The sequence below is a fragment of the Bacillus cereus group sp. BfR-BA-01316 genome, assembly GCF_022664195.1.
In the GTDB taxonomy this organism is placed as follows: Bacteria; Bacillota; Bacilli; order Bacillales; family Bacillaceae_G; genus Bacillus_A.
Genome location: NZ_JAKUGX010000008.1, coordinates 103,027 through 122,927 on the forward strand (window position 1 = coordinate 103,027; position 19,901 = coordinate 122,927).

Consider the following 19,901-nt stretch of genomic DNA (forward strand, 5'->3'; position numbering starts at 1 on the left):
GCTTATTCTATATTTACTTTCCAAATCTTTTGCGGTATCCGCACTTTCTACACAGTTCTTCTACTGCAACCCTTTTTGAAAATCCATCTACAATATTTTGCGCTCTATCGCCTTCAATAATATTAGAGAATGAATCATTATTAATATTTCCAAGGTTAATAATCCCCTCACCATCTAAACAGCAAGGAATAACAGTTCCGTTCGCTAAGATTCCAGCCTGATTACGAAGTCCATGACAGAAACCTTTTCCATCATCCTCTTCTTCATGTAATGCCGGCCACTGGAATTCATAATCTTGATTAATAAATACACGTTCCGCAATTTTTATACCTTTTCCTGGCGTGAGCTTCTCTTCAATGTTATAAGAAAGATCAAACTCTTTTTCGATAATAGATAATAAATCTCTATTCCGCTGAATTTCAAGATTCGTTTTGTTATCCTGAGTTAAATTCCATAACCTTAGCGAAACAATTAAATCCGATTGACTCGTCGCTTCTCTAATGAAAGAAAGTATACTCCTTACATAGCCCTCTTTATCTTGCGATCCTGGGTGTCCATCAAAACTGTGCAGTGAAAAATTCATTTGTCTTAAAGCAGGCTTATTTAACAGTCTATGCCTTCTTTTATTAATTAACGTTCCGTTCGTTGTAATATTAACTTTAAATCCTTTTTCATGGCTTAAATCTAATAGTTGATCTATTTTCGGATGGAGCAACGGCTCACCCTTCACGTGCAAATAAATATAGTCTGTATGAGGTTTAATTTGGTCTAATCTTTTAGCAAAATCCTCCACAGAAATGAATTGCTTCTGCCTTTCCGTCGGCGGACAAAAGCTGCACGCAAGATTACATACGCTCGTAATCTCTAAGTAAAACTTTTTAAACTTCTTCACCTTTAATTCCTCACTTCTCTGACTACTTATACTTTTTCCTCTTCATATTACAGCATACTTTTTTAGAAATAGAAACATACTTATTTTAGGAAATCTACATACCATCTATTAATATTTAAAAGACCATCGGTGATTTTTGTCCAATGGTCTTCCCACTATTAATTACCTTTAACCTCTTTTACATATTCCCATGTTTCACCTTGATCTTTGGATTGATAAAGTATACTACTATTACCATTGTAATCTCCATCTTCTCCTTGACCCACTAGCATGTTAAAAACTCCATCCTTCTCATAAGGCATATTAGGAAAATCAAATGGATTTATTAATTGTCCACTTTCTAGCTTCACCTCATGATTCGTATAGCTCACCTTTTTAAAGGTTTTACCCCCATCATCTGTACGGTATAGTCCCCCTTCAGTTCCTGAGGGCCTGGCTGCCCTTAAAAATCCGAGCTTCTCATTAAAAAAGATAATTCCTGATGCACTACCAACCGCTTCATTAAACGGGTCTTCATTTATAACTCCCCATGTTTCCCCACCATCAATTGTCTTGCTTAGTGAATAAAAGGTACTCCCTAATGCTTTATCTATAACAGTTAGTTTATAACCCACTTCTTTTGAAAAGTAAAATTGCTCATTATTATTAGTTACATCCTTCTTTTCCTTTTTAGAACTACTTTCCTTACTCCAATCGGAATTACCTAGTAGATTATATCTAGCAGGTACTATCTCCTTCTCTTTTCCAGGGATAAATATAGATACCGTATATCCAATTATTTCGGATTTTGCTTCTTTTAACTTCTCTAATTTCCCATCTTTATTAATATTAATAATTCCTGCTGTATTATAACCCCAATTCCTTTTCCCATAGTAAATTAGCCCATACTGATTTTCATTCCACTTACTAACAATTTGTTTAACTGGGATGGCCTGAACCGTTTCAATTAAAGGTTTTACTAATTTATCTTCATTATAATCAGCATTAACATGCCCATATAGTCTTATAAAAATATCTTTTGATTTGTTTTTATTATAAGATATTAAATAACTTTCCTCTTTTCCAGCAGCATTTTTCCCATAAAGAAAGGTATCAAATGAGGTTATTGTTCCATCTGAGTTGAATTCTAATGTAAAACCATCTGAAATATATAACTTCTTTGGCAAAGTATATTTTTTATTTATATCTTCAAAAATACCCTCTACACCATATTTATATATATTATCACGCTCAAGTTCAACTGATCTTTCATGTTTTATGCTTTCTATAAACCATGCTAGTCTACCACCATAATTTGTTGCACTTTTATAAATTTTCATCCCATAAAAAAACGTTATAAAAATAATGATGATAACGGAACAATATTTCCATCCTTTTATATTTATTAATTTGGACGATTCATGTTCCCCATTTTTTATAACTTTAATTGTAGTAACTATAATGATAAGGATTAAAAATACTACACATAGTAACAGAATATAAATATTATTATTCATTCTCCCATACATACATAACAAAGCTAACTCATAACAAAAAATCCAGTACCCAATTATTAATAATGGATTTTTTAGTAATGATATAAGTACTTTTTTCATATTTCCCCTAACTATGTTAAGCCCCCCTAATTACATCTAATACTTCTTTTTTCCTATATTGATTATGCTTTATTTCACCAAATACTTACATCTCCCCTTTTAATTATGTATCGACTAAATCTAAAATAATGAATTACATATAGAAAAAAGCACTCTATCCTGTAAAGATAAGTGCTAATTTTTTGATCATATTTTTATTACATATACAACCAATTATAATTTATTTTAATAAATAGGGCATTATTAACTTTCAATTATTACCCACTATTTATGATACGGTTCACCGCGATTAATACGAAACGCTCTATACACTTGCTCAAGCAATACTAATCGCATTAATTGATGTGGTAATGTCATCTTTGAGAAAGAAAGAGATTCGTTTGAACGCTTCATTACTTCAGAACTAAGCCCCAGTGATCCACCAATTACAAATGTGATTTTGCTCTTTCCATATGTAGCAAGGCGATCTATACTTGCTGCAAATTCTTCTGATGATTTTTGTTTTCCTTCTATCGCTAATGCAATGACGTGCGTATCATCAGAAATTTTATCCAGTATACGTATACCTTCTTTTTCTTTTACAATTAACATTTCTGCTGCACTTAAATTTTCTGGTGCCTTTTCATCTGGCAATTCAATTACTTCTACTTTTGCGTAAGAAGATAATCGTTTTAAGTATTCTGCTATACCTTGTTTTAAGTATTTTTCTTTTAATTTTCCGATTGAAATAATCGAGATATTCACATCTATTCCCCACCTTACAAACACGTTATCCACAGGACTTATCCACATATCCACAAATGTTACCCACATATTGTGTGAGAATCTGTGTTCGATACAACATATGTCGCCTCGTTTTGACAAAATTCACATGTTTTTTTCTCTTCTTCAGAGTTATCCACATTGTTAATAACCGGTGCGACTTCACACTCATCCACAATGATATCTAATGCTAATTCAACATGTTCTAAACAACAAGGTAAATTCATATTCTTCACCTCACTTTTCTACAATAGAAAACAGGAGGTAGGCCCTCCTGTTTTTAATACTTTTGAATGCCTAATTTCACCGTTGTTGTCGCTCGTTTTGTACCACGATAAAACGTAAGAGTCATTTCATCATTAATTTTTTTATTATATAAGGCCGTGCGGAACTCAATAATATCGTGCACCACTTTTCCATCTACCGCCACAATAACATCATGTTCTCTAAGACCCGCATCCGTACCTGGCGAAGGACTTTTCACATCTAAAATGCAAACTCCTTCTGTTACGTTACCTGGTAAGTGTAACGTTTTTGACCAATAGTAACTCGGAATCTCATTTAATGATCTTAGTTCAATCCCAACGTAAGGTCTTCTTACTTTACCGTACTTTTCTAGTTCATTCATAATAGGAACAGCTCTCGTAACTGGAATAGCTAGTCCAATTCCCTCTACTTCTTTTGCTGCAATTTTCATTGAGTTAATACCTATTAATTGTCCCGCTACATTTACAAGCGCTCCACCACTATTACCTGGATTAATTGCCGCATCTGTTTGCAATACTTCTACTTGCCAATCGTAATGTCCATCTTGATCTAAATCTACAGGAACAATACGCTCATTAGCCGAAATAATACCTTGTGTGACAGTTCCGGAAAATTGTAACCCAAGTGGATTTCCAATCGCAATAACTGGTTCTCCTCTACGAACGGTATTAGAGTCGCCAATTTCAATCACTTTCTTCACATGCTTCGCATCTATTTCGAGTACCGCTAAATCCGTGACTACATCGGTTCCTAATACTTTACCTGGAATTTTCTTACCGTCACTTAAGCTCACTTCAATACGATTCGCCCCAGCAACAACGTGGTTATTCGTTACAATATACGCATGTCCATCTGTTCTCTTATAAATCACACCAGAGCCTGTACCAGCTTCCGAATCAGCCTCTGAAAAATCATCTCGTTGAATATTAATAACACCAACAACAGCCTCTGAGGCACGATCAACAGCGTCTACAAAGCTAATCTGTTTAACAGGACCATTTCCACTTTGGGCTTCAGCCATATTTTTTTCACTTGCTTCAGCTTGTGGAAGCTTACCTGCATGATTTGAAAATAAAGGAGCTCCAAATGCAAATAATGAAGCCCCTACAATTGTTCCCGCTATGCTAGAAATGAAAATACCTTTATGTTTCTTTTTCCCTGCGCGTTTAATACGATATTTTTCTTCATCAATAAAGGACATATTTGTTCACCTATCTTCCTGAAAACAACTATATTCACCTTTATTATTTACTAAAATGAAGAATTATACGTATTGAATTTTCGTAGGTATTTTTTGATCTGTATCATGTATTTCAAAGGATTCTCCAACCCCAAAACCTTTTTCTTCTAATACTTGTGATACAGACATACGCGCTAATTCTTTCATGTTATTATCTAAGCTTAAATGCGCTAAATAAATGTGTTTTGTCTCGTCTGTAATAACATCAGCCATCGCTAATGCAGCGTCCTCATTACAAACGTGGCCAACGTCGCTTAAAATACGTCGCTTAATGCTCCATGGATAGCGTCCCATACGAAGCATTTCCACATCATGATTGCTTTCAAATACGAAAGCATTCGCTCCCTTAATAACACCTTTCATACGGTCACTTACGTAGCCCGTATCTGTAATAAGAGCTAACTTTCTATTATTGTTATGAAAAGCGTAAAACATCGGTTCTGCCGCATCGTGAGAAACACCAAATGATTCAACTTCAATATCCCCAAATGTTTTCACGTCTCCTACTGAGAAAATGAATTTTTGATCAGTTGGGATATTACCTATTAAATGTTCCATTGCATTCCATGTTTTCTCGTTCGCATAAACAGGTAAATCATATTTACGCGCCAATACACCTAATCCTTTAATATGGTCACTATGCTCATGTGTTACAAGAATACCTGATATGTCATTTATATTCAGTTCAGCTTGTTTAAATAAAGCCTCTGTAGCTTTACCACTTAAACCTGCATCGACGAGCAGGTTTTTTTCATCTGTTCCTACATATAGCATATTCCCTGTACTTCCACTTGCAAGTACACTAAAATGCATACTCATTCTTTCTCACTCCATTATGTTCTTCCGGCACTTGAGTTTCCCCTAATTCCATAACTTGCCCTTCAATTGCATTCACAAAAAAATCCTTTTTCTGTTCTGTCTTTAAGTTCCATGTTGGAGCAAGCACTTGTATATTAGAAGAAGACTCCGCAAGAGTCGCATATCCAATCTGCGCCTCTTTCACGTGCGTATTTTCTGCAATTTTATTTTTCAAATATATATTTTCTAAAGCTGTTTGAGCAGTGATAATTTCTTGTTCTTTCGTCTTTTCGCTTTCGCCCATTTCCTTCAAATCCGTTAACATTGTTTGTGTATACGAAACAAGCTCATTTTTTTCATTCAAATCTACAACAATCATTGCATGATTGTTGTAAAAAATCGGTTTATCCTTATACTTTTGGAAGAAATAAATTTTGGAGTCTTTCATTGCCCCGAACTCGTACTTCTGTCCGTCAAGCACGTAGTTTTTCAAAAAATCATTATACTTATCTTTTGACAATGATTTCGTATTTAAAAAAGGCTCTTTTAATTTACTTTCTATTTGGTATTCGTCTTGCACATGTGCTGTCTGGTTTTTTAAAGACTGCACATCATCTTCTTTGAAACCCTTATTTTTTGCCATTATAAATGACTCTTTTTTCGGTTCTTTAGGAAAGTTCCCCATAGTAATCTTTCCAGCCCTTAATTGTTGATCGATTTTCGTTTCCGTCACAAGTTCCAATTGATTACTATCTTGCTTTTGAATGAACTGAAAGATAAGAAAGAGGTCTAAAACAAAAAAGGTCACAATAAATATGGTTTTAATTCGATCCCAATCCATTTAGTCCCTCCTCACTCCATTCAAATATTTGTTGCTTACCATTTTCTTCACATTTTACATACCATATCGGCTTTAAAATAACGTTTTTTCCTTCGTTGATGGAATCTTCCAATGATAACTTATAACCAATTCCAACATCCTGAATTAAATTTTTATCAATTTGCGGATTATTCTCTAATGATGCCATCACGGTCTGACCCGATGCGAGAGAAGTTGTTAGTTGTTTACTAGGTAATTTGAAACTTGGATCAAAAAGAGATCTTTCATACTGCATGATTTCACCTGAACCCCATGCTTGCTTTAATTCTGCCATTCCATCGCTATTAAATACAGGTAACCCATCCTCATATAAACGGAAAGACGTTTTCCCCTTATTAATATAATCAAAACGATAGAGTCTTAAGGCACCACTATGTCCACTTACAAAGTCAAAACTTTTTTGTAAAAGTGTTGCATTATCCATAGATTCATCACTGTGTACAGCAGAGTTTTTGTATTTCAACATTGCATTTGACTGATCAATTTCCATAGAACGTATACCATCTGTAAATGTTTCCTTTGATTTCTCAGAAATAGGACTTAAATAACGCGGATCACTAAATAATGCATTTTTAAATGTATCCTCTTCTAACCTAGATCCAAAATACTCTACCTCACTTATTTCCGTAATTCCATCTGGTAAGTAAAGTTTTTTTCTATCACTTATTTGATATTCAAAATACGGTCTCGCTACTGTTATAAGTTGATTTTGAGCATTTATAACATCCTTTACATCAACACCACTCAATTTTGCTTGATATATTTTACGATAAGGATAAGTATCATAGGAAACAAAACTAATTTTAATTTCTTGGTCCTTACTTCGAGAAGGATCAATTATAATACGATTGAAACTCCTATTATCTTCTATGTTTTTATCTTTACAATTAAACATACTTTTAATCGTACCCAGTGGAATGTTTGTAGGAAAAACAAATTCGATTTTTTCTTCTCCATGTACATACGAAAGAAAATCACCTTTAGGAACTGTCCCTGTTATTTCCCTAAAATCATATAACTCTCCATTTTCAAGAATTCTATAAATTAAATCCACATTATTCTTGTTTTCACTCACATAATGATTTTTCTCTTTATGAACAATGACAGAAGATGGGTGAACAACCTCCGAAAGTTTTATTGGATTTATCTCTTCATTCCCTTGAACAAATTTTGCATTTTGTATCGAATTAGAATCAGGAACATATGTCCATAAGTTAAAAGTAAGAAATAGGCTAATAACAACTAAATTAATTAGAACTATCGTTTTAAAGTTTTCCATGCTCATTCCCAATCGTCCTCTTCATCCGCCGCCATTGGCAGTGTGAAATAAATAGTTGTCCCTTTTCCTTCTTCACTTTTCGCCCAAATCGAGCCGCCATGTGCCTCAATCATTTCTTTCGCAATGGCTAATCCAAGACCTGTACCACCCATTTGCCTTGAGCGAGCTTTATCTACACGGTAAAAACGTTCAAATATTTTATCTACATTTTCCTTCGGGATTCCCATTCCTTGATCACTCACACTAATCTCTAATAACTCACCACGATCACGCAGGCGATATGTTACTGTACCACCTTCTGGCGAATACTTTAATGCATTGGAAATAATGTTATATAAAACTTGTGTAATTTTGTCCGCATCCATATCAATAAATCGAGATTTCTTAGAGAAGGATCGTTTGAAACTTACATTTTGCTCTTTAGACATTTCAAAACGATCGATAACATTATTGAAGAAATCAGTAAAGTCGACAAACTCCTTCATTAAACGATGTTCAGTACTATCTAGTTTAGATAGTTGTAACAATGCATTTACAAGTCTGATCATTCTTTCTGTTTCTTCTTGTGTAACCGTTAAAAATTGCGGTGCGATATTCGGATCTTGCCATGCACCATCCGTAAGTGCTTCTAAGTAACTGCGCATCGTTGTTAACGGTGTTCTTAGCTCATGAGATACGTTTGCAACAAACTCACGACGTTCTCGCTCTATACGCTCCTGCTCCGTTACATCATATAATACAGCAATTAAACCATTTGCCTTCCCTGTTTCTTTTTGAATGACAGAGAAACTAGCACGTAAAATATATGGTTCATTTCTCGTACTAAAATCTAATAAAACTGAATCAGGTTCTTCATATAAATGATCCAACGTAAATTCTTCTTGTATCCCTAACACTTCTAAGACTGATTGATCTAGTGCCGTTTCACGCGAAACATTTAACATTTTTTCCGCAGGATCATTTAATAAAATGATGTCGCCTTTTCGATCAGTAGCAATTACTCCATCTGTCATATGTGATAAAACGGATGATAATTTTCGTCTTTCACTTTCTGTGGAGGAACGAGCTTGTTGTAATTTTTTAGATAAATTATTAAAAGATAATGCTAATTGTCCAATCTCATCATGACTATGCACCTTTACTTTTCGCGAATAATTTCCTTTCGCCATTTCAATTGCTTGTCTTCGCATATCTGAAATTGGTCTCGTGATTGTTTGAGCCAATAAAATTCCAAGTACAGCTGTTACTAATAAAGCAATTACTGTCCCTGTCGCGAAAATTTGGTTTATATCCTTCATTTGTTTATACACATCTTCCATAGATGCAACAATACGAATGACGCCAAGTACCTCTCCTTCTTGCTCTTTTAGAATAGGAGTAATCATCACTTGAACCCGATGACCCGTTTTCACGTCTTTCTCAACCTTTGACTCTGGTTTTTTTTGTACCATTACCCGTTGTACAGCTGTGTCTGCTGACGTTCGTCCTACCTTGTTTTGCTTAGACGCGTCTGAAATTGCCATTAATTTTTTAGTAGAATCAATTACACTTACTTCTTGAATATCTCTCTTACGATCTGACGCGAATTTTTGAATCGAATCATTAATAGCTTTATCTACTGATTCTGTTTTAGGACGTTCTTTTACAAACTCTTGCTTCAGGTTATAAGAAAGTAAGTTTGTTTGCTGCGTTAAGGAATCTTGAAAGCCTTTTACAAGGCTTTTTTCTAATTCCCTGACGAAATATACACCAATTACTTGCATTGCTATTAATATTAACAGCATATATATGAGCACAAATTTTAAATGAATAGATTGAAAAAAACCAACTTTCTTCATATACTATTCCTGTTCTGGGTCACGCAAGTAATACCCTACCCCACGTCTAGTTACAATTAAAGTAGGATGACTTGGATTATCTTCAATTTTTTCGCGTAAACGACGTACCGTTACGTCTACTGTACGTACATCTCCAAAATAATCATAACCCCAAACTGTTTGTAATAAATGTTCACGAGTCATAACTTGACCTAAATGCTTCGCTAAATAATGTAGTAATTCAAATTCACGATGTGTAAGCTCAATGCTTTCTTCACGCTTCGTTACACTATAAGCGTTCGAATTGATAACGATTGGTCCAATAACCATTTCGGTATTTTCTTCTTTCTCTGCAGCACCACCCTGCTGATGGCGACGTAAATTCGCTTTCACACGAGCAAGTAACTCCCTCGTACTAAATGGCTTCGTTACATAATCATCTGCCCCAAGCTCAAGCCCTAATACTTTATCAATTTCAGAGTCTTTTGCTGTAAGCATAATAATTGGCATTTCTGAGCTTTTACGTATTTCACGACATACCTCTAAACCGTCTTTTCCCGGTAACATAATATCTAATAAAACCATATCTGGCTGTTCTTCATTTGCTTTTGCAATCGCCTCATCACCATCATGCGCCATTACAATTTCAAAACCTTCTTTTTCTAGGTTGAACTTCAAAATATCCGCAATCGGCTTTTCATCATCAACTACTAAAATTTTCTTTCCCATCATCGCCTATTTCCTCCTTATAAAAATATGGTCAATCATCCCTAAACACATTGACGCTTATATAGTATGTCCCTATATGACCGCGCCCTCTGTTTAATTATTTTCTCCTCTATTCTCATAGACTCATATACGATCCACTTTTACATGGAATCTTATACGATCTATAGAAAAACCTCTAGCTTCAACTGCTAGAGGCTCCTCATTCTATTTTAAAATAACTACTCAATTTTGTAAAATTACATAAATAAAAAGGATATTAAGTGGGCCCACTTAATATCCTGAGAGTGGCTCGGGACGGAATCGAACCGCCGACACGAGGATTTTCAGTCCTCTGCTCTACCGACTGAGCTACCGAGCCAAAACTATATATAAAACCACTAATGGTGGTATAAACAAAAGTGGCGGTCCCGACCGGGGTCGAACCGGCGATCTCCTGCGTGACAGGCAGGCATGTTAACCACTACACCACGGGACCAAAAATGAACATAAAAAAACATGACCCGTACGGGATTCGAACCCGTGTTACCGCCGTGAAAGGGCGGTGTCTTAACCACTTGACCAACGGGCCACGAAAAATAAAATGGTGAGCCATGAAGGATTCGAACCTTCGACCCTCTGATTAAAAGTCAGATGCTCTACCAACTGAGCTAATGGCTCATACTCACCAACGTCATATTTTCGTGACGACAAGACATATCATAACATGTTATCCTTTGTTTTTGCAATACCTTTTTTTATTTTTTTATAAAAGATAAGAAAAAACTCATGAAAACATGAGTTTTTTCTTAAAAAAATCAATTTCTTATATCAATTAAGCTTCGTATACATTACGAACGATATTTGTTTGATTACGATCTGGTCCAACCGAGAACATAGATAATTGGATTCCTGTTAATTCAGAAACACGCTCTATGTATTTTCTTGCATTTTCAGGAAGTTCATCCAATGATTTCACAGCAGTAACATCTTCTGTCCAACCTGGAAGCTCTTCATATACAGGCTCACATTTCGCTAAAATGTTTAAGTTTGCTGGAACTTCATCTAAAACTTCTCCGTTATATTTGTAAGCAACACAGATTTTAAGAGTTGGAATACCTGTTAATACATCGATAGAGTTTAATGATAAATCTGTTAAACCACTAACGCGACGTGCATGTCTTACAACAACACTATCGAACCAACCTACGCGGCGCGGACGACCAGTTGTTGTTCCATATTCACGACCAACTTCACGAATTTGATGACCAATTTCATCATTAAGTTCAGTAGGAAATGGACCGTCACCAACACGGCTTGTATATGCTTTACATACACCTACAACGCGAGTAACTTTCGCAGGACCAACTCCAGTTCCAACTGTTACACCACCAGCAATCGGGTTAGAAGATGTAACGAATGGGTACGTACCGTGGTCAATATCAAGCATAACACCTTGTGCACCTTCAAATAATACACGGTGATTGTTATCTAGTGCATCATTTAATACAACAGATGTGTCGCATACATATTGTGCGATTTGTTGTCCATATTCGAAGTACTCTTCAAAGATTTCTTCTACGCTGAAACCTTCTGTATCGTACATTTTTTCAAATAAACGATTTTTTTCTACTAAATTGCGCTCAAGCTTCTCTTTAAATGCTTCACGGTCTAAAAGATCAGCCATACGGATACCGATACGAGCAGCTTTATCCATATATGCAGGACCGATACCTTTTTTCGTTGTACCGATTTTGTTATCACCTTTACTCGCTTCTTCTAACTCATCTTGTTTTAAGTGATAAGGTAAGATAACGTGCGCACGGTTACTTACACGTAAATTATCAGTACTTACACCACGATCATGTAAATATTTTAACTCTTCAAGTAATGCTTTCGGATCTACTACTAAGCCGTTTCCGATTACACAAATTTTCTCTTTATAGAAAATACCAGATGGAATTAAGTGTAATTTATATTTAACTCCGCCGAAAACAATTGTATGTCCCGCGTTATTTCCACCTTGATATCTTGCAACTACTTCCGCATGCTCAGAAAGAAAATCAGTGATTTTACCTTTTCCTTCGTCGCCCCATTGTGTTCCTACAACTACTACTGAAGACATTATTAAAGCACCTCCGCAATTTTCAAACGATCTATTCAAACAATATAATTGTACCAAAACAGAAAGAGAAGTCAACCAAAAAGCGAACATTTTTTTATCGAAAAACGTTTTCGTTCGTAAGAATTACATATTCACCTTATGAAAGCCCTATCTTTCATATAAAAAAAAAGAAACACATCTTATTATAAGAAATGTGTTTCTTTTTTATACTGCCTTTATGCGTGCGGTGCATGTCCACCCTCAAAACGGCGTTCTAAGTTGACGAATTTATTAAATTCCTTAACAAACGCAAGCTCTACTGAACCTACCGGACCATTACGTTGTTTTGCAATGATAATTTCAATTGTATTTTTATTTTCTGTTTCACGATCATAGTAATCTTCACGATATAGGAAGGCTACAATGTCAGCATCCTGCTCGATACTTCCTGATTCACGAATGTCAGACATCATCGGACGTTTATCTTGACGAGATTCTACACCACGAGATAACTGTGACAAGGCGATAACAGGTACTTGCAATTCACGTGCAATCCCTTTTAATGTACGAGAAATCTCAGATACTTCCTGCTGACGGTTTTCTCCTGATTTCCCACTTCCTTGAATAAGCTGTAAATAGTCAATCAAAACCATCCCAAGACCTTGTTCTTGCTTTAATCTACGACATTTTGCTCGAATTTCATTTACTTTAATCCCTGGTGTATCATCAATATATATACCAGCATTAGAAAGGCTACCCATCGCCATTGTTAATTTCGCCCAATCATCAGAAGTTAATGAACCGGTACGGAGTCTTTGCGCATCAATATTTCCTTCTGCACAAAGCATACGCATAACAAGCTGATCAGAGCCCATCTCCAAACTAAAAATCGCTACATTTTCATCCGTTTTCGTCGCTACGTTTTGTGCGATATTTAATGAAAATGCAGTTTTCCCCACCGACGGACGCGCTGCTACGATGATTAAATCATTTCGCTGAAAACCCGCGGTCATCTTATCTAATTCAGTAAATCCAGTTGGTATCCCGGTAACTTCACCTTTTTGATTATGCAAAAGTTCAATTTTATCATAAGCATCTACAAGAACATCTTTAATGTTTTGGAATGCTTTTGCATTTGTTTGATGTGATACTTCTAATATTTTTTTCTCAGCCTCATTTAAAAGGCCGTCCACATCATCTTCTCGCTCGTATCCATCCGATACAATATGAGTCGCCGTTCGAATTAAACGACGTAAAAGTGCCTTTTCAGCGATGATGCGTGCATAATATTCTACGTTTGCAGCTGTTGGAACAACTTCTGCTAATTCTGCTAGATAAGAAACCCCACCAACTTCTTCTAGTAACCCTTGATCAGCCATCGCTGATGTCATTATTACTAAGTCGATTGGTTCTCCCTTATCAGACAACCCAAGCATGACTTCAAAAATCTTTTGATGTTTCGTTCGATAGAACGAGTCAGGTAGCAACAGCTCTGATGCTGACGTTAATGCATCTTGATCAATCAATATAGCCCCTAAAACCGCCTGCTCTGCTTCTATATTATGCGGAGGGGTACGATCAGCCAGTACATCACTCATGCGCAATCCTCCTTGCTTAATTTATTTTTATTGTTCACTAACATGAACTTTTACTGCCGCTGTTACTTGCGGATGCAATTTTACAGTGACGTTTGTATAACCTAATGCACGTATTGCATCGTCCATTTCAAATTTACGTTTATCAAGTTTAATCTTGTGTGATTTTTGCATTGCATCTACAATTTGTTTGCTTGTAATAGAACCAAATAAACGGCCACCTTCTCCAGATTTCGCCTTTAATTCTACAGTTAATTTCTCTAATGTTTCTTTTAATTGTTTTGCATTTTCAAGCTCTGCTGCTGCATCTTTTTCCTCTTTACGCTTTTGAGCATCCAAAGTTTTCATACTGCTGTTTGTCGCTTCGGCAGCTAACCCTTGTTTTAGTAAGAAATTATTTGCATAACCGTCTGGTACGTTTTTTATTTCTCCTTTTTTACCTTTACCTTTTACGTCTTTTAGAAAAATTACTTTCATGATTGTGTGCCTCCCTGTAAATAGTCATCAATAACAAATCGAAGCTTCTCCTCTGCTTCATCTACTGTAACATTTTTCATTTGTGTGGCTGCATTTGTTAAATGCCCGCCACCTCCTAAATTCTCCATAATTAGCTGTACATTCAATTCACCTAAAGATCTACCACTAATTCCAATGAAATTTTCTCCACGTTTTGCAATAACAAACGATGCAATGATACCTGTCATTGTCAATAATGTGTCTGCTGATTGTGCAATAAGTACTTGGTCATAATATTCATCACCATCAACTTTAGCAATCGCAATTCCATTTTTATAAATGTACGCATTTTTAATGGCTTTTGCAACTCGTAAATACTGACCCATATCTTCTTTTAAAAGTTCTTGTACAAGTACAGTGTCTGCGCCATGCGAGCGTAAATAAGAAGCGGCATCAAATGTGCGAGCGCCTGTACGGAATGTAAAACTTTTCGTATCAACAATAATACCAGCTAACAATGCTGTTGCTTCTAACATTGTCATCTTTAAATTTTTAGGTTGATACTCAAGTAATTCTGTAACAAGCTCTGCCGTTGAAGAAGCGTATGGCTCCATATAAACAAGCAATGGGTCCTCAATGAAATCTTCTCCACGGCGATGATGGTCAATAACTACTACATTTTCAATCTTATGTAACAGTTTTTCCTCCATCACCATTGAAGGTTTATGCGTGTCAACAACAACAAGTAATGAATCGTCATTTGCAAATTCCATCGCTTGCCCTGGTGTAATAAAGTGTGACCATAACTCTTCATTTTGTTTCACTTTATCCATCAAACGTTTGATTCCTTTATCAGAATCATTTTCATCTAATACAATATATCCTTTGCGCTCATTTAATTGAGCTACCTTTAAAATACCAATCGCTGCACCAATCGCATCCATATCAGGAGCTCTATGCCCCATTATAATGACATTACTGCTTTCTAATACTAAATCCTTTAATGCATGCGAAATAACTCTAGCACGTACACGAGTACGCTTTTCAACCGGATTCGTCTTACCACCGTAAAACTTAACTTTACCCGTCGCTTGTTTAATAGCTACTTGGTCTCCTCCTCTTCCTAACGCAAGGTCTAAACCAGATTGAGCCATCGCTCCAAGCTCTGATAAAGGTAAATCACCTGATCCAACACCAACACTTAATGTAAGTGGTATATTCCTTTTTGATGTTTCTTCACGCACTTGATCCAAAATACTAAATTTCCCTTTCTCCATTTGCGCTAAAATACTTTCATTTAGTACAACGAAGAATCTTTCTGAAGATGCACGTTTCAAATATGCACCATACTTAACGGCCCATTCATTTAGACGTGACGTCACAAGACTTGTTATATTCGTACGTAATTGATCATCTAACCCTTGTGTAACTTCATCGTAATTATCTAAATAAATAACAGCTAAAACAGTGCGCTGATCCTCATACATTTTTTCAATCTCTGTTTGCTCAGTTACATCAAAAAAATAAATTAGTTTTTCTTCTTTCCTTACAAACACACGGAACTTTCGACTATTTAAAGATACTATATCATCAGAAGTCTCTCCTTTAATAAAAAGGAGTAATGTTTCTGATACATCGTACAGATGCCACCCAGCTAATGCATGTTGCCCCAAGCATGAAGACAAGTAAGGATTTGCCCAATCAATCCCATACTCCTTATTGTATAACAATATACCGATTGGCATCTGGTTGAATGCTTCGTTACTCACTTTTTTTACCCTAGTAATCATATCTGTCGTATACTTTTCAAAGTTCCTTTGAAAGGTAAGTTCAAATCGTATAACTAAAAAGAAAACGATGCTAAAAATAAAAAAGGAAGATATCCCCATGATTAAGTGGAAATAACAGAGAATCGAGATTAGCACCAACACAAAAAATGCCAATACGTAAACAGGATATAAAAACCACTGTTTCTTATAAAATTCAGGCATGTATACAACTCCTATAAAGTAAAACTAACTCACCTTCCAGTTAGTTAAACAAATTAAAATAGTGTAAGGAATATTATTTTATTCCCCTATTTTAGAACGCAATGAAATCCCTAAATCAATTATACCTAAGATTGTCACAAGAGGAAACAGCATTGGAATAAACATACATACAATAAAACTAATAATAGGAATACCTCTAGTAAAACCTTTTCTGTGTGCTAAAAAGGTGATAAACGTTAATCCTTGCAATACGAGCAGCAAAGCAAAGATTACATATAGGTTAGAAAATACCATATGTAAATATGATGTTGGTTCTACTTTTAGAAAAGTTGCTAACAAAATAAATATGACGTAATACCAGACAATACTCTTTGGCAATTGTATATCTTTAAATTTAGGCCAAGGTGTAACGTCGTGCTTTAACTTTCTCAAAACACTACCGGATATTAGCACTGTGATCCAAGAAAAACATACAGAAACTAGCACAAGTATACTTGGAAATAACGTTTGTAATATATCATTCATTTGTGCAAACAACTCTTTTTGTTCCTTACTAACTGGCATACCAGCAGCATTTGCTATCTTTTCACTTTGCACCATACTTTCACTAAACATATTTTGCATTTGCTTCATTAAATCTATGTTGAAAAACTTTATACTTCCAACATAAATGAGCATTATACCAATTAAATACGCAAGCGTTCCAGCTATCAATATCTCCACTGGTTTTTTCCCTTTTTTATACATATATCCTAATACAACGCCTATTAATCCAAACATCACCGTCTTTATGAGACTAATCGGCTGACTCACAATAACTGTAATAAAAAGTGCCGCTACAAAAATCACAAGCATATTAGATAGTTTATGTCTTACTGTTAATAATATAAATGGTAACGGCAGCACAAACGTTACCATTGTACCTAAAATTGGAACATACCTAGATATAAGTAACAAAATGGCATATATAGCCAATAACGCTGCACCTTCAGTAATAAATTTCGTGTTTTTCATCATCCAACCTCTCTCTCAAAAAAGAAAAGCATAGCAAAATGCACAGTAGAGTCCGACTCTACTGTGCATTTCATACGCTATTATTCACCAACATATGGTAAAAGTGCCATTTGACGAGCACGTTTAATTGCAACTGTAAGTTTGCGTTGGTATTTTGCGCTTGTTCCTGTTACACGACGAGGTAAAATTTTACCACGCTCAGAAACGAAACGTTTTAATAAATCAACATCTTTATAGTCAATGCGAGTGATGCCGTTAGATGTGAAGAAACACACCTTACGACGTTTCGCACGTCCACCTTTGCGTCCTGCCATGTCTATTCCCTCCATTCTTTGTTAAAAATAACCGATTCATACCATTAAAATGGTAAATCGTCGTCCGAAATGTCAATCGGTTGACCAACATTCGAAAATGGATCATCATTCTTTGTAAATCCAGAGTTACCAGTGTTACCTGAGTTACCCGGATTACTAGACTGATCAAATGGGTTAGAGCCTTGGTTACCGTAACCAGCTCCTGATGGTTGCTGATTGAACGAACCTCGTTGCTCCCCACCGCCATTACGCGGCTCTAAAAATTGTACGCTCTCCGCAAGAACTTCTGTTACATATACACGTTTACCATCTTGTCCATCGTAATTACGAGTTTGAAGACGTCCATCTACGCCTGCTAAGCTACCTTTTTTCAAATAATTTGCCACGTTTTCTGCTTGTTTACGCCATATTACACAATTAATAAAGTCAGCTTCACGCTCACCTTGTTGATTCGCAAATGCGCGATTCACAGCTAACGTAAAAGTAGCTACCGCAACACCATTAGGCGTGTAACGTAAGTCAGGGTCCTTAGTTAAGCGACCAACGAGGATAACACGATTCATCAATCGAACCACTCTCCCTATATATCTTAATTATTTTTCTTCTTCTTTAACAACGATATGACGAAGGATATCTTCGTTGATCTTAGCTAAACGGTCGAATTCGTTAATCGCTTCTGCGTTAGAGTTCACGTTTAAGATCATGTAGAAACCTTCACGTAAGTCGTTGATTTCGTAAGCTAAACGACGCTTACCCCACTCTTTTGTGTTAATGATTTCTGCACCATTGTTTGTTAAAACACCTGCGAAACGTTCAACTAAAGCTTTTTGAGCTTCTTCTTCAACGCCAGGACGAATGATGTACATAATTTCGTACTTTCTCATTACACTTTCACCTCCTTTTGGTCTAAACGGCCCATAATGGGCAAGGAGCAATTAATTATATAGTAATTACTCACGAGTTTAGATTATATCATAGTAAGTTAGATGAATCAACTAACCGATAAATAAAAAGCTTGGCAAACATATCATATATTTGCCAAGTTCATATCTTTATTTTTCCTAGGAAATATCGTTATTACACATTAAAACGGAAGTGCATAACATCTCCGTCTTTTACGATATACTCTTTTCCTTCTAAACGTACTTTACCAGCTTCTTTTGCAGCTGTCATAGAGCCATTTGTCATTAAATCAGCATAAGAAACTGTTTCCGCACGAATAAATCCACGCTCAAAGTCCGTATGAATAACACCAGCACATTGTGGTGCTTTCATACCTTGTTTAAACGTCCATGCACGTACTTCTTGCACACCAGCTGTGAAGTAAGTAGCAAGTCCTAACAAGTCATATGCAGCACGAATTAATTGATCTAAACCAGATTCTTCAATACCTAGTTCTTCAAGGAATACTTTCTTCTCTTCCTCATCTAACTCAGCAATTTCTGATTCGATTTTTGCACATACAACAATTACTTGTGAATTTTCATTTGCTGCAAATTCTTTTACCATTTGTACATATTTATTTTCAGAAGGATCCATAATATCATCTTCACTTACGTTTGCTACGTATAGCATTTCTTTCGTTGTAAGTAAATGAAGGCCTTTAACAATCTTCATTTGCTCTTCTGTAAATTCAACAGTACGAGCTGGTTTTCCCTCTTCAAAAGCTTCTTTTAAACGAACTAAAATTTCATGCTCATATACAGCTTCTTTATCTTTTTGTCTTGCTAACTTCGCAACTCGTTCGATACGTTTATCAACAGATTCCAAATCCGCTAAGATTAGCTCTAAGTTGATTGTTTCAATGTCATCAATTGGATCTACTTTTCCTGAAACGTGCGTAATATTTTCATCTTCAAAACAACGAACAACTTGGCAAATTGCATCTACTTGACGAATGTGAGATAAGAATTTATTTCCTAACCCTTCACCTTTACTCGCACCTTTTACGATACCTGCGATATCAGTAAATTCGAATACAGTCGGAACAGTTTTTTTCGGTTCTACTAATTCCGTTAATTTATTTAAACGCTCATCAGGTACTTCTACAATCCCTACGTTTGGATCGATTGTACAGAATGGATAGTTCGCAGATTCTGCTCCTGCTTGTGTAATTGCATTAAATAAAGTGGACTTCCCTACGTTAGGTAATCCAACAATCCCAGCCGTTAATCCCATATTTTTCACTCCTA

19 protein-coding genes and 4 tRNA genes are annotated in these 19,901 nt (G+C 35.7%); all 23 read right to left on the bottom strand.

Annotation, left to right across the window (positions count from 1 at the left end; all coding sequences use genetic code 11):
* Positions 1-13: 13 nt before the first annotated feature.
* Entirely contained in the window at positions 14-892 is an 879-nt protein-coding gene (locus tag MR071_RS09305) for a radical SAM/SPASM domain-containing protein (RefSeq protein WP_105586724.1), read from the bottom strand.
* A 158-nt stretch (positions 893-1,050) separates the two neighbouring features.
* On the bottom strand, positions 1,051-2,487 hold the full coding sequence (locus MR071_RS09310; RefSeq protein WP_105586723.1) for a WD40/YVTN/BNR-like repeat-containing protein: 1,437 nt from the start codon (positions 2,485-2,487) through the stop codon (positions 1,051-1,053).
* 264 nt (positions 2,488-2,751) lie between these two features.
* The gene (gene rlmH / locus MR071_RS09315; protein WP_002123590.1) at positions 2,752-3,231 is read right to left on the bottom strand and encodes a 23S rRNA (pseudouridine(1915)-N(3))-methyltransferase RlmH; all 480 of its coding nucleotides are present in this window, start codon (positions 3,229-3,231) and stop codon (positions 2,752-2,754) included.
* Positions 3,232-3,290: 59 nt separating this feature from the next.
* A complete protein-coding gene (locus MR071_RS09320; RefSeq protein WP_001052825.1) occupies positions 3,291-3,476 on the bottom strand; it encodes a CxxH/CxxC protein in 186 nt (61 codons plus the stop codon).
* Positions 3,477-3,529: 53 nt separating this feature from the next.
* A complete protein-coding gene (locus MR071_RS09325; RefSeq protein ID WP_242235796.1) occupies positions 3,530-4,717 on the bottom strand; it encodes a S1C family serine protease in 1,188 nt (395 codons plus the stop codon).
* Between the two features lie 63 nt (positions 4,718-4,780).
* Positions 4,781-5,575, bottom strand: coding sequence for an MBL fold metallo-hydrolase (locus MR071_RS09330; RefSeq protein ID WP_242235799.1), 795 nt, complete (start codon positions 5,573-5,575; stop codon positions 4,781-4,783).
* Positions 5,559-6,395 (bottom strand): two-component system regulatory protein YycI, encoded by an 837-nt coding sequence (locus tag MR071_RS09335; RefSeq protein ID WP_105586720.1) that lies wholly within the window; start codon positions 6,393-6,395, stop codon positions 5,559-5,561. The genes MR071_RS09330 and MR071_RS09335 overlap by 17 nt, the downstream gene beginning before the upstream one ends.
* Positions 6,376-7,719 carry a YycH family regulatory protein gene (locus tag MR071_RS09340; protein ID WP_242235800.1) on the bottom strand — a complete coding sequence of 448 codons (1,344 nt, stop codon included), beginning with the start codon at positions 7,717-7,719 and terminating at the stop codon, positions 6,376-6,378. The genes MR071_RS09335 and MR071_RS09340 overlap by 20 nt, the downstream gene beginning before the upstream one ends.
* A complete protein-coding gene (gene walK / locus MR071_RS09345) occupies positions 7,716-9,551 on the bottom strand; it encodes a cell wall metabolism sensor histidine kinase WalK (RefSeq protein WP_105586718.1) in 1,836 nt (611 codons plus the stop codon). Before walK ends, MR071_RS09340 begins: the two co-directional genes overlap by 4 nt.
* Positions 9,552-9,554: 3 nt before the next feature.
* The gene (gene walR / locus MR071_RS09350; protein ID WP_105586717.1) at positions 9,555-10,262 is read right to left on the bottom strand and encodes a cell wall metabolism DNA-binding response regulator WalR; all 708 of its coding nucleotides are present in this window, start codon (positions 10,260-10,262) and stop codon (positions 9,555-9,557) included.
* 282 nt (positions 10,263-10,544) lie between these two features.
* A tRNA-Phe gene (locus tag MR071_RS09355) sits at positions 10,545-10,617 on the bottom strand.
* A 41-nt stretch (positions 10,618-10,658) separates the two neighbouring features.
* Positions 10,659-10,734: transfer RNA gene (locus MR071_RS09360), tRNA-Asp, on the bottom strand.
* Positions 10,735-10,755: 21 nt separating this feature from the next.
* Positions 10,756-10,827 (bottom strand) — tRNA-Glu (locus MR071_RS09365).
* A gap of 13 nt (positions 10,828-10,840) precedes the next feature.
* A tRNA-Lys gene (locus tag MR071_RS09370) sits at positions 10,841-10,916 on the bottom strand.
* A 154-nt stretch (positions 10,917-11,070) separates the two neighbouring features.
* Positions 11,071-12,360 carry an adenylosuccinate synthase gene (locus MR071_RS09375; RefSeq protein WP_242235801.1) on the bottom strand — a complete coding sequence of 430 codons (1,290 nt, stop codon included), beginning with the start codon at positions 12,358-12,360 and terminating at the stop codon, positions 11,071-11,073.
* Positions 12,361-12,575: 215 nt separating this feature from the next.
* On the bottom strand, positions 12,576-13,937 hold the full coding sequence (dnaB, locus tag MR071_RS09380) for a replicative DNA helicase (protein WP_105587946.1): 1,362 nt from the start codon (positions 13,935-13,937) through the stop codon (positions 12,576-12,578).
* Positions 13,938-13,964: 27 nt separating this feature from the next.
* On the bottom strand, positions 13,965-14,411 hold the full coding sequence (gene rplI / locus MR071_RS09385; RefSeq protein WP_193657955.1) for a 50S ribosomal protein L9: 447 nt from the start codon (positions 14,409-14,411) through the stop codon (positions 13,965-13,967).
* Positions 14,408-16,381, bottom strand: coding sequence for a DHH family phosphoesterase (locus MR071_RS09390; RefSeq protein WP_105587944.1), 1,974 nt, complete (start codon positions 16,379-16,381; stop codon positions 14,408-14,410). Before MR071_RS09390 ends, rplI begins: the two co-directional genes overlap by 4 nt.
* Positions 16,382-16,459: 78 nt before the next feature.
* Entirely contained in the window at positions 16,460-17,395 is a 936-nt protein-coding gene (locus MR071_RS09395) for a YybS family protein (RefSeq protein ID WP_242235804.1), read from the bottom strand.
* 80 nt (positions 17,396-17,475) lie between these two features.
* A complete protein-coding gene (gene rpsR, locus MR071_RS09400) occupies positions 17,476-17,709 on the bottom strand; it encodes a 30S ribosomal protein S18 (RefSeq protein ID WP_000918874.1) in 234 nt (77 codons plus the stop codon).
* Positions 17,710-17,753: 44 nt separating this feature from the next.
* The gene (gene ssb, locus MR071_RS09405) at positions 17,754-18,275 is read right to left on the bottom strand and encodes a single-stranded DNA-binding protein (RefSeq protein WP_105587942.1); all 522 of its coding nucleotides are present in this window, start codon (positions 18,273-18,275) and stop codon (positions 17,754-17,756) included.
* Between the two features lie 27 nt (positions 18,276-18,302).
* The gene (gene rpsF / locus MR071_RS09410) at positions 18,303-18,593 is read right to left on the bottom strand and encodes a 30S ribosomal protein S6 (protein ID WP_001233781.1); all 291 of its coding nucleotides are present in this window, start codon (positions 18,591-18,593) and stop codon (positions 18,303-18,305) included.
* Positions 18,594-18,786: 193 nt separating this feature from the next.
* On the bottom strand, positions 18,787-19,887 hold the full coding sequence (gene ychF / locus MR071_RS09415) for a redox-regulated ATPase YchF (protein ID WP_098889019.1): 1,101 nt from the start codon (positions 19,885-19,887) through the stop codon (positions 18,787-18,789).
* Positions 19,888-19,901: the final 14 nt, after the last annotated feature.

Excerpts from the sequence above, each read along its gene's own strand:
- MR071_RS09310 (WP_105586723.1), bottom strand. The coding sequence starts at position 2,487 with ATGAAAAAAGTACTTATATCATTACTAAAAAATCCATTATTAATAATT.
- MR071_RS09390 (WP_105587944.1), bottom strand. The coding sequence starts at position 16,381 with ATGCCTGAATTTTATAAGAAACAGTGGTTTTTATATCCTGTTTACGTA.
- MR071_RS09335 (WP_105586720.1), bottom strand. The coding sequence starts at position 6,395 with ATGGATTGGGATCGAATTAAAACCATATTTATTGTGACCTTTTTTGTT.
- rplI (WP_193657955.1), bottom strand. The coding sequence starts at position 14,411 with ATGAAAGTAATTTTTCTAAAAGACGTAAAAGGTAAAGGTAAAAAAGGA.
- walK (WP_105586718.1), bottom strand. The coding sequence starts at position 9,551 with ATGAAGAAAGTTGGTTTTTTTCAATCTATTCATTTAAAATTTGTGCTC.
- dnaB (WP_105587946.1), bottom strand. The coding sequence starts at position 13,937 with ATGAGTGATGTACTGGCTGATCGTACCCCTCCGCATAATATAGAAGCA.
- MR071_RS09395 (WP_242235804.1), bottom strand. The coding sequence starts at position 17,395 with ATGAAAAACACGAAATTTATTACTGAAGGTGCAGCGTTATTGGCTATA.
- MR071_RS09375 (WP_242235801.1), bottom strand. The coding sequence starts at position 12,360 with ATGTCTTCAGTAGTAGTTGTAGGAACACAATGGGGCGACGAAGGAAAA.
- ychF (WP_098889019.1), bottom strand. The coding sequence starts at position 19,887 with ATGGGATTAACGGCTGGGATTGTTGGATTACCTAACGTAGGGAAGTCC.
- rpsF (WP_001233781.1), bottom strand. The coding sequence starts at position 18,593 with ATGAGAAAGTACGAAATTATGTACATCATTCGTCCTGGCGTTGAAGAA.
- MR071_RS09320 (WP_001052825.1), bottom strand. The coding sequence starts at position 3,476 with ATGAATTTACCTTGTTGTTTAGAACATGTTGAATTAGCATTAGATATC.
- rpsR (WP_000918874.1), bottom strand. The coding sequence starts at position 17,709 with ATGGCAGGACGCAAAGGTGGACGTGCGAAACGTCGTAAGGTGTGTTTC.
- walR (WP_105586717.1), bottom strand. The coding sequence starts at position 10,262 with ATGATGGGAAAGAAAATTTTAGTAGTTGATGATGAAAAGCCGATTGCG.
- MR071_RS09325 (WP_242235796.1), bottom strand. The coding sequence starts at position 4,717 with ATGTCCTTTATTGATGAAGAAAAATATCGTATTAAACGCGCAGGGAAA.
- MR071_RS09330 (WP_242235799.1), bottom strand. The coding sequence starts at position 5,575 with ATGAGTATGCATTTTAGTGTACTTGCAAGTGGAAGTACAGGGAATATG.
- MR071_RS09340 (WP_242235800.1), bottom strand. The coding sequence starts at position 7,719 with ATGAGCATGGAAAACTTTAAAACGATAGTTCTAATTAATTTAGTTGTT.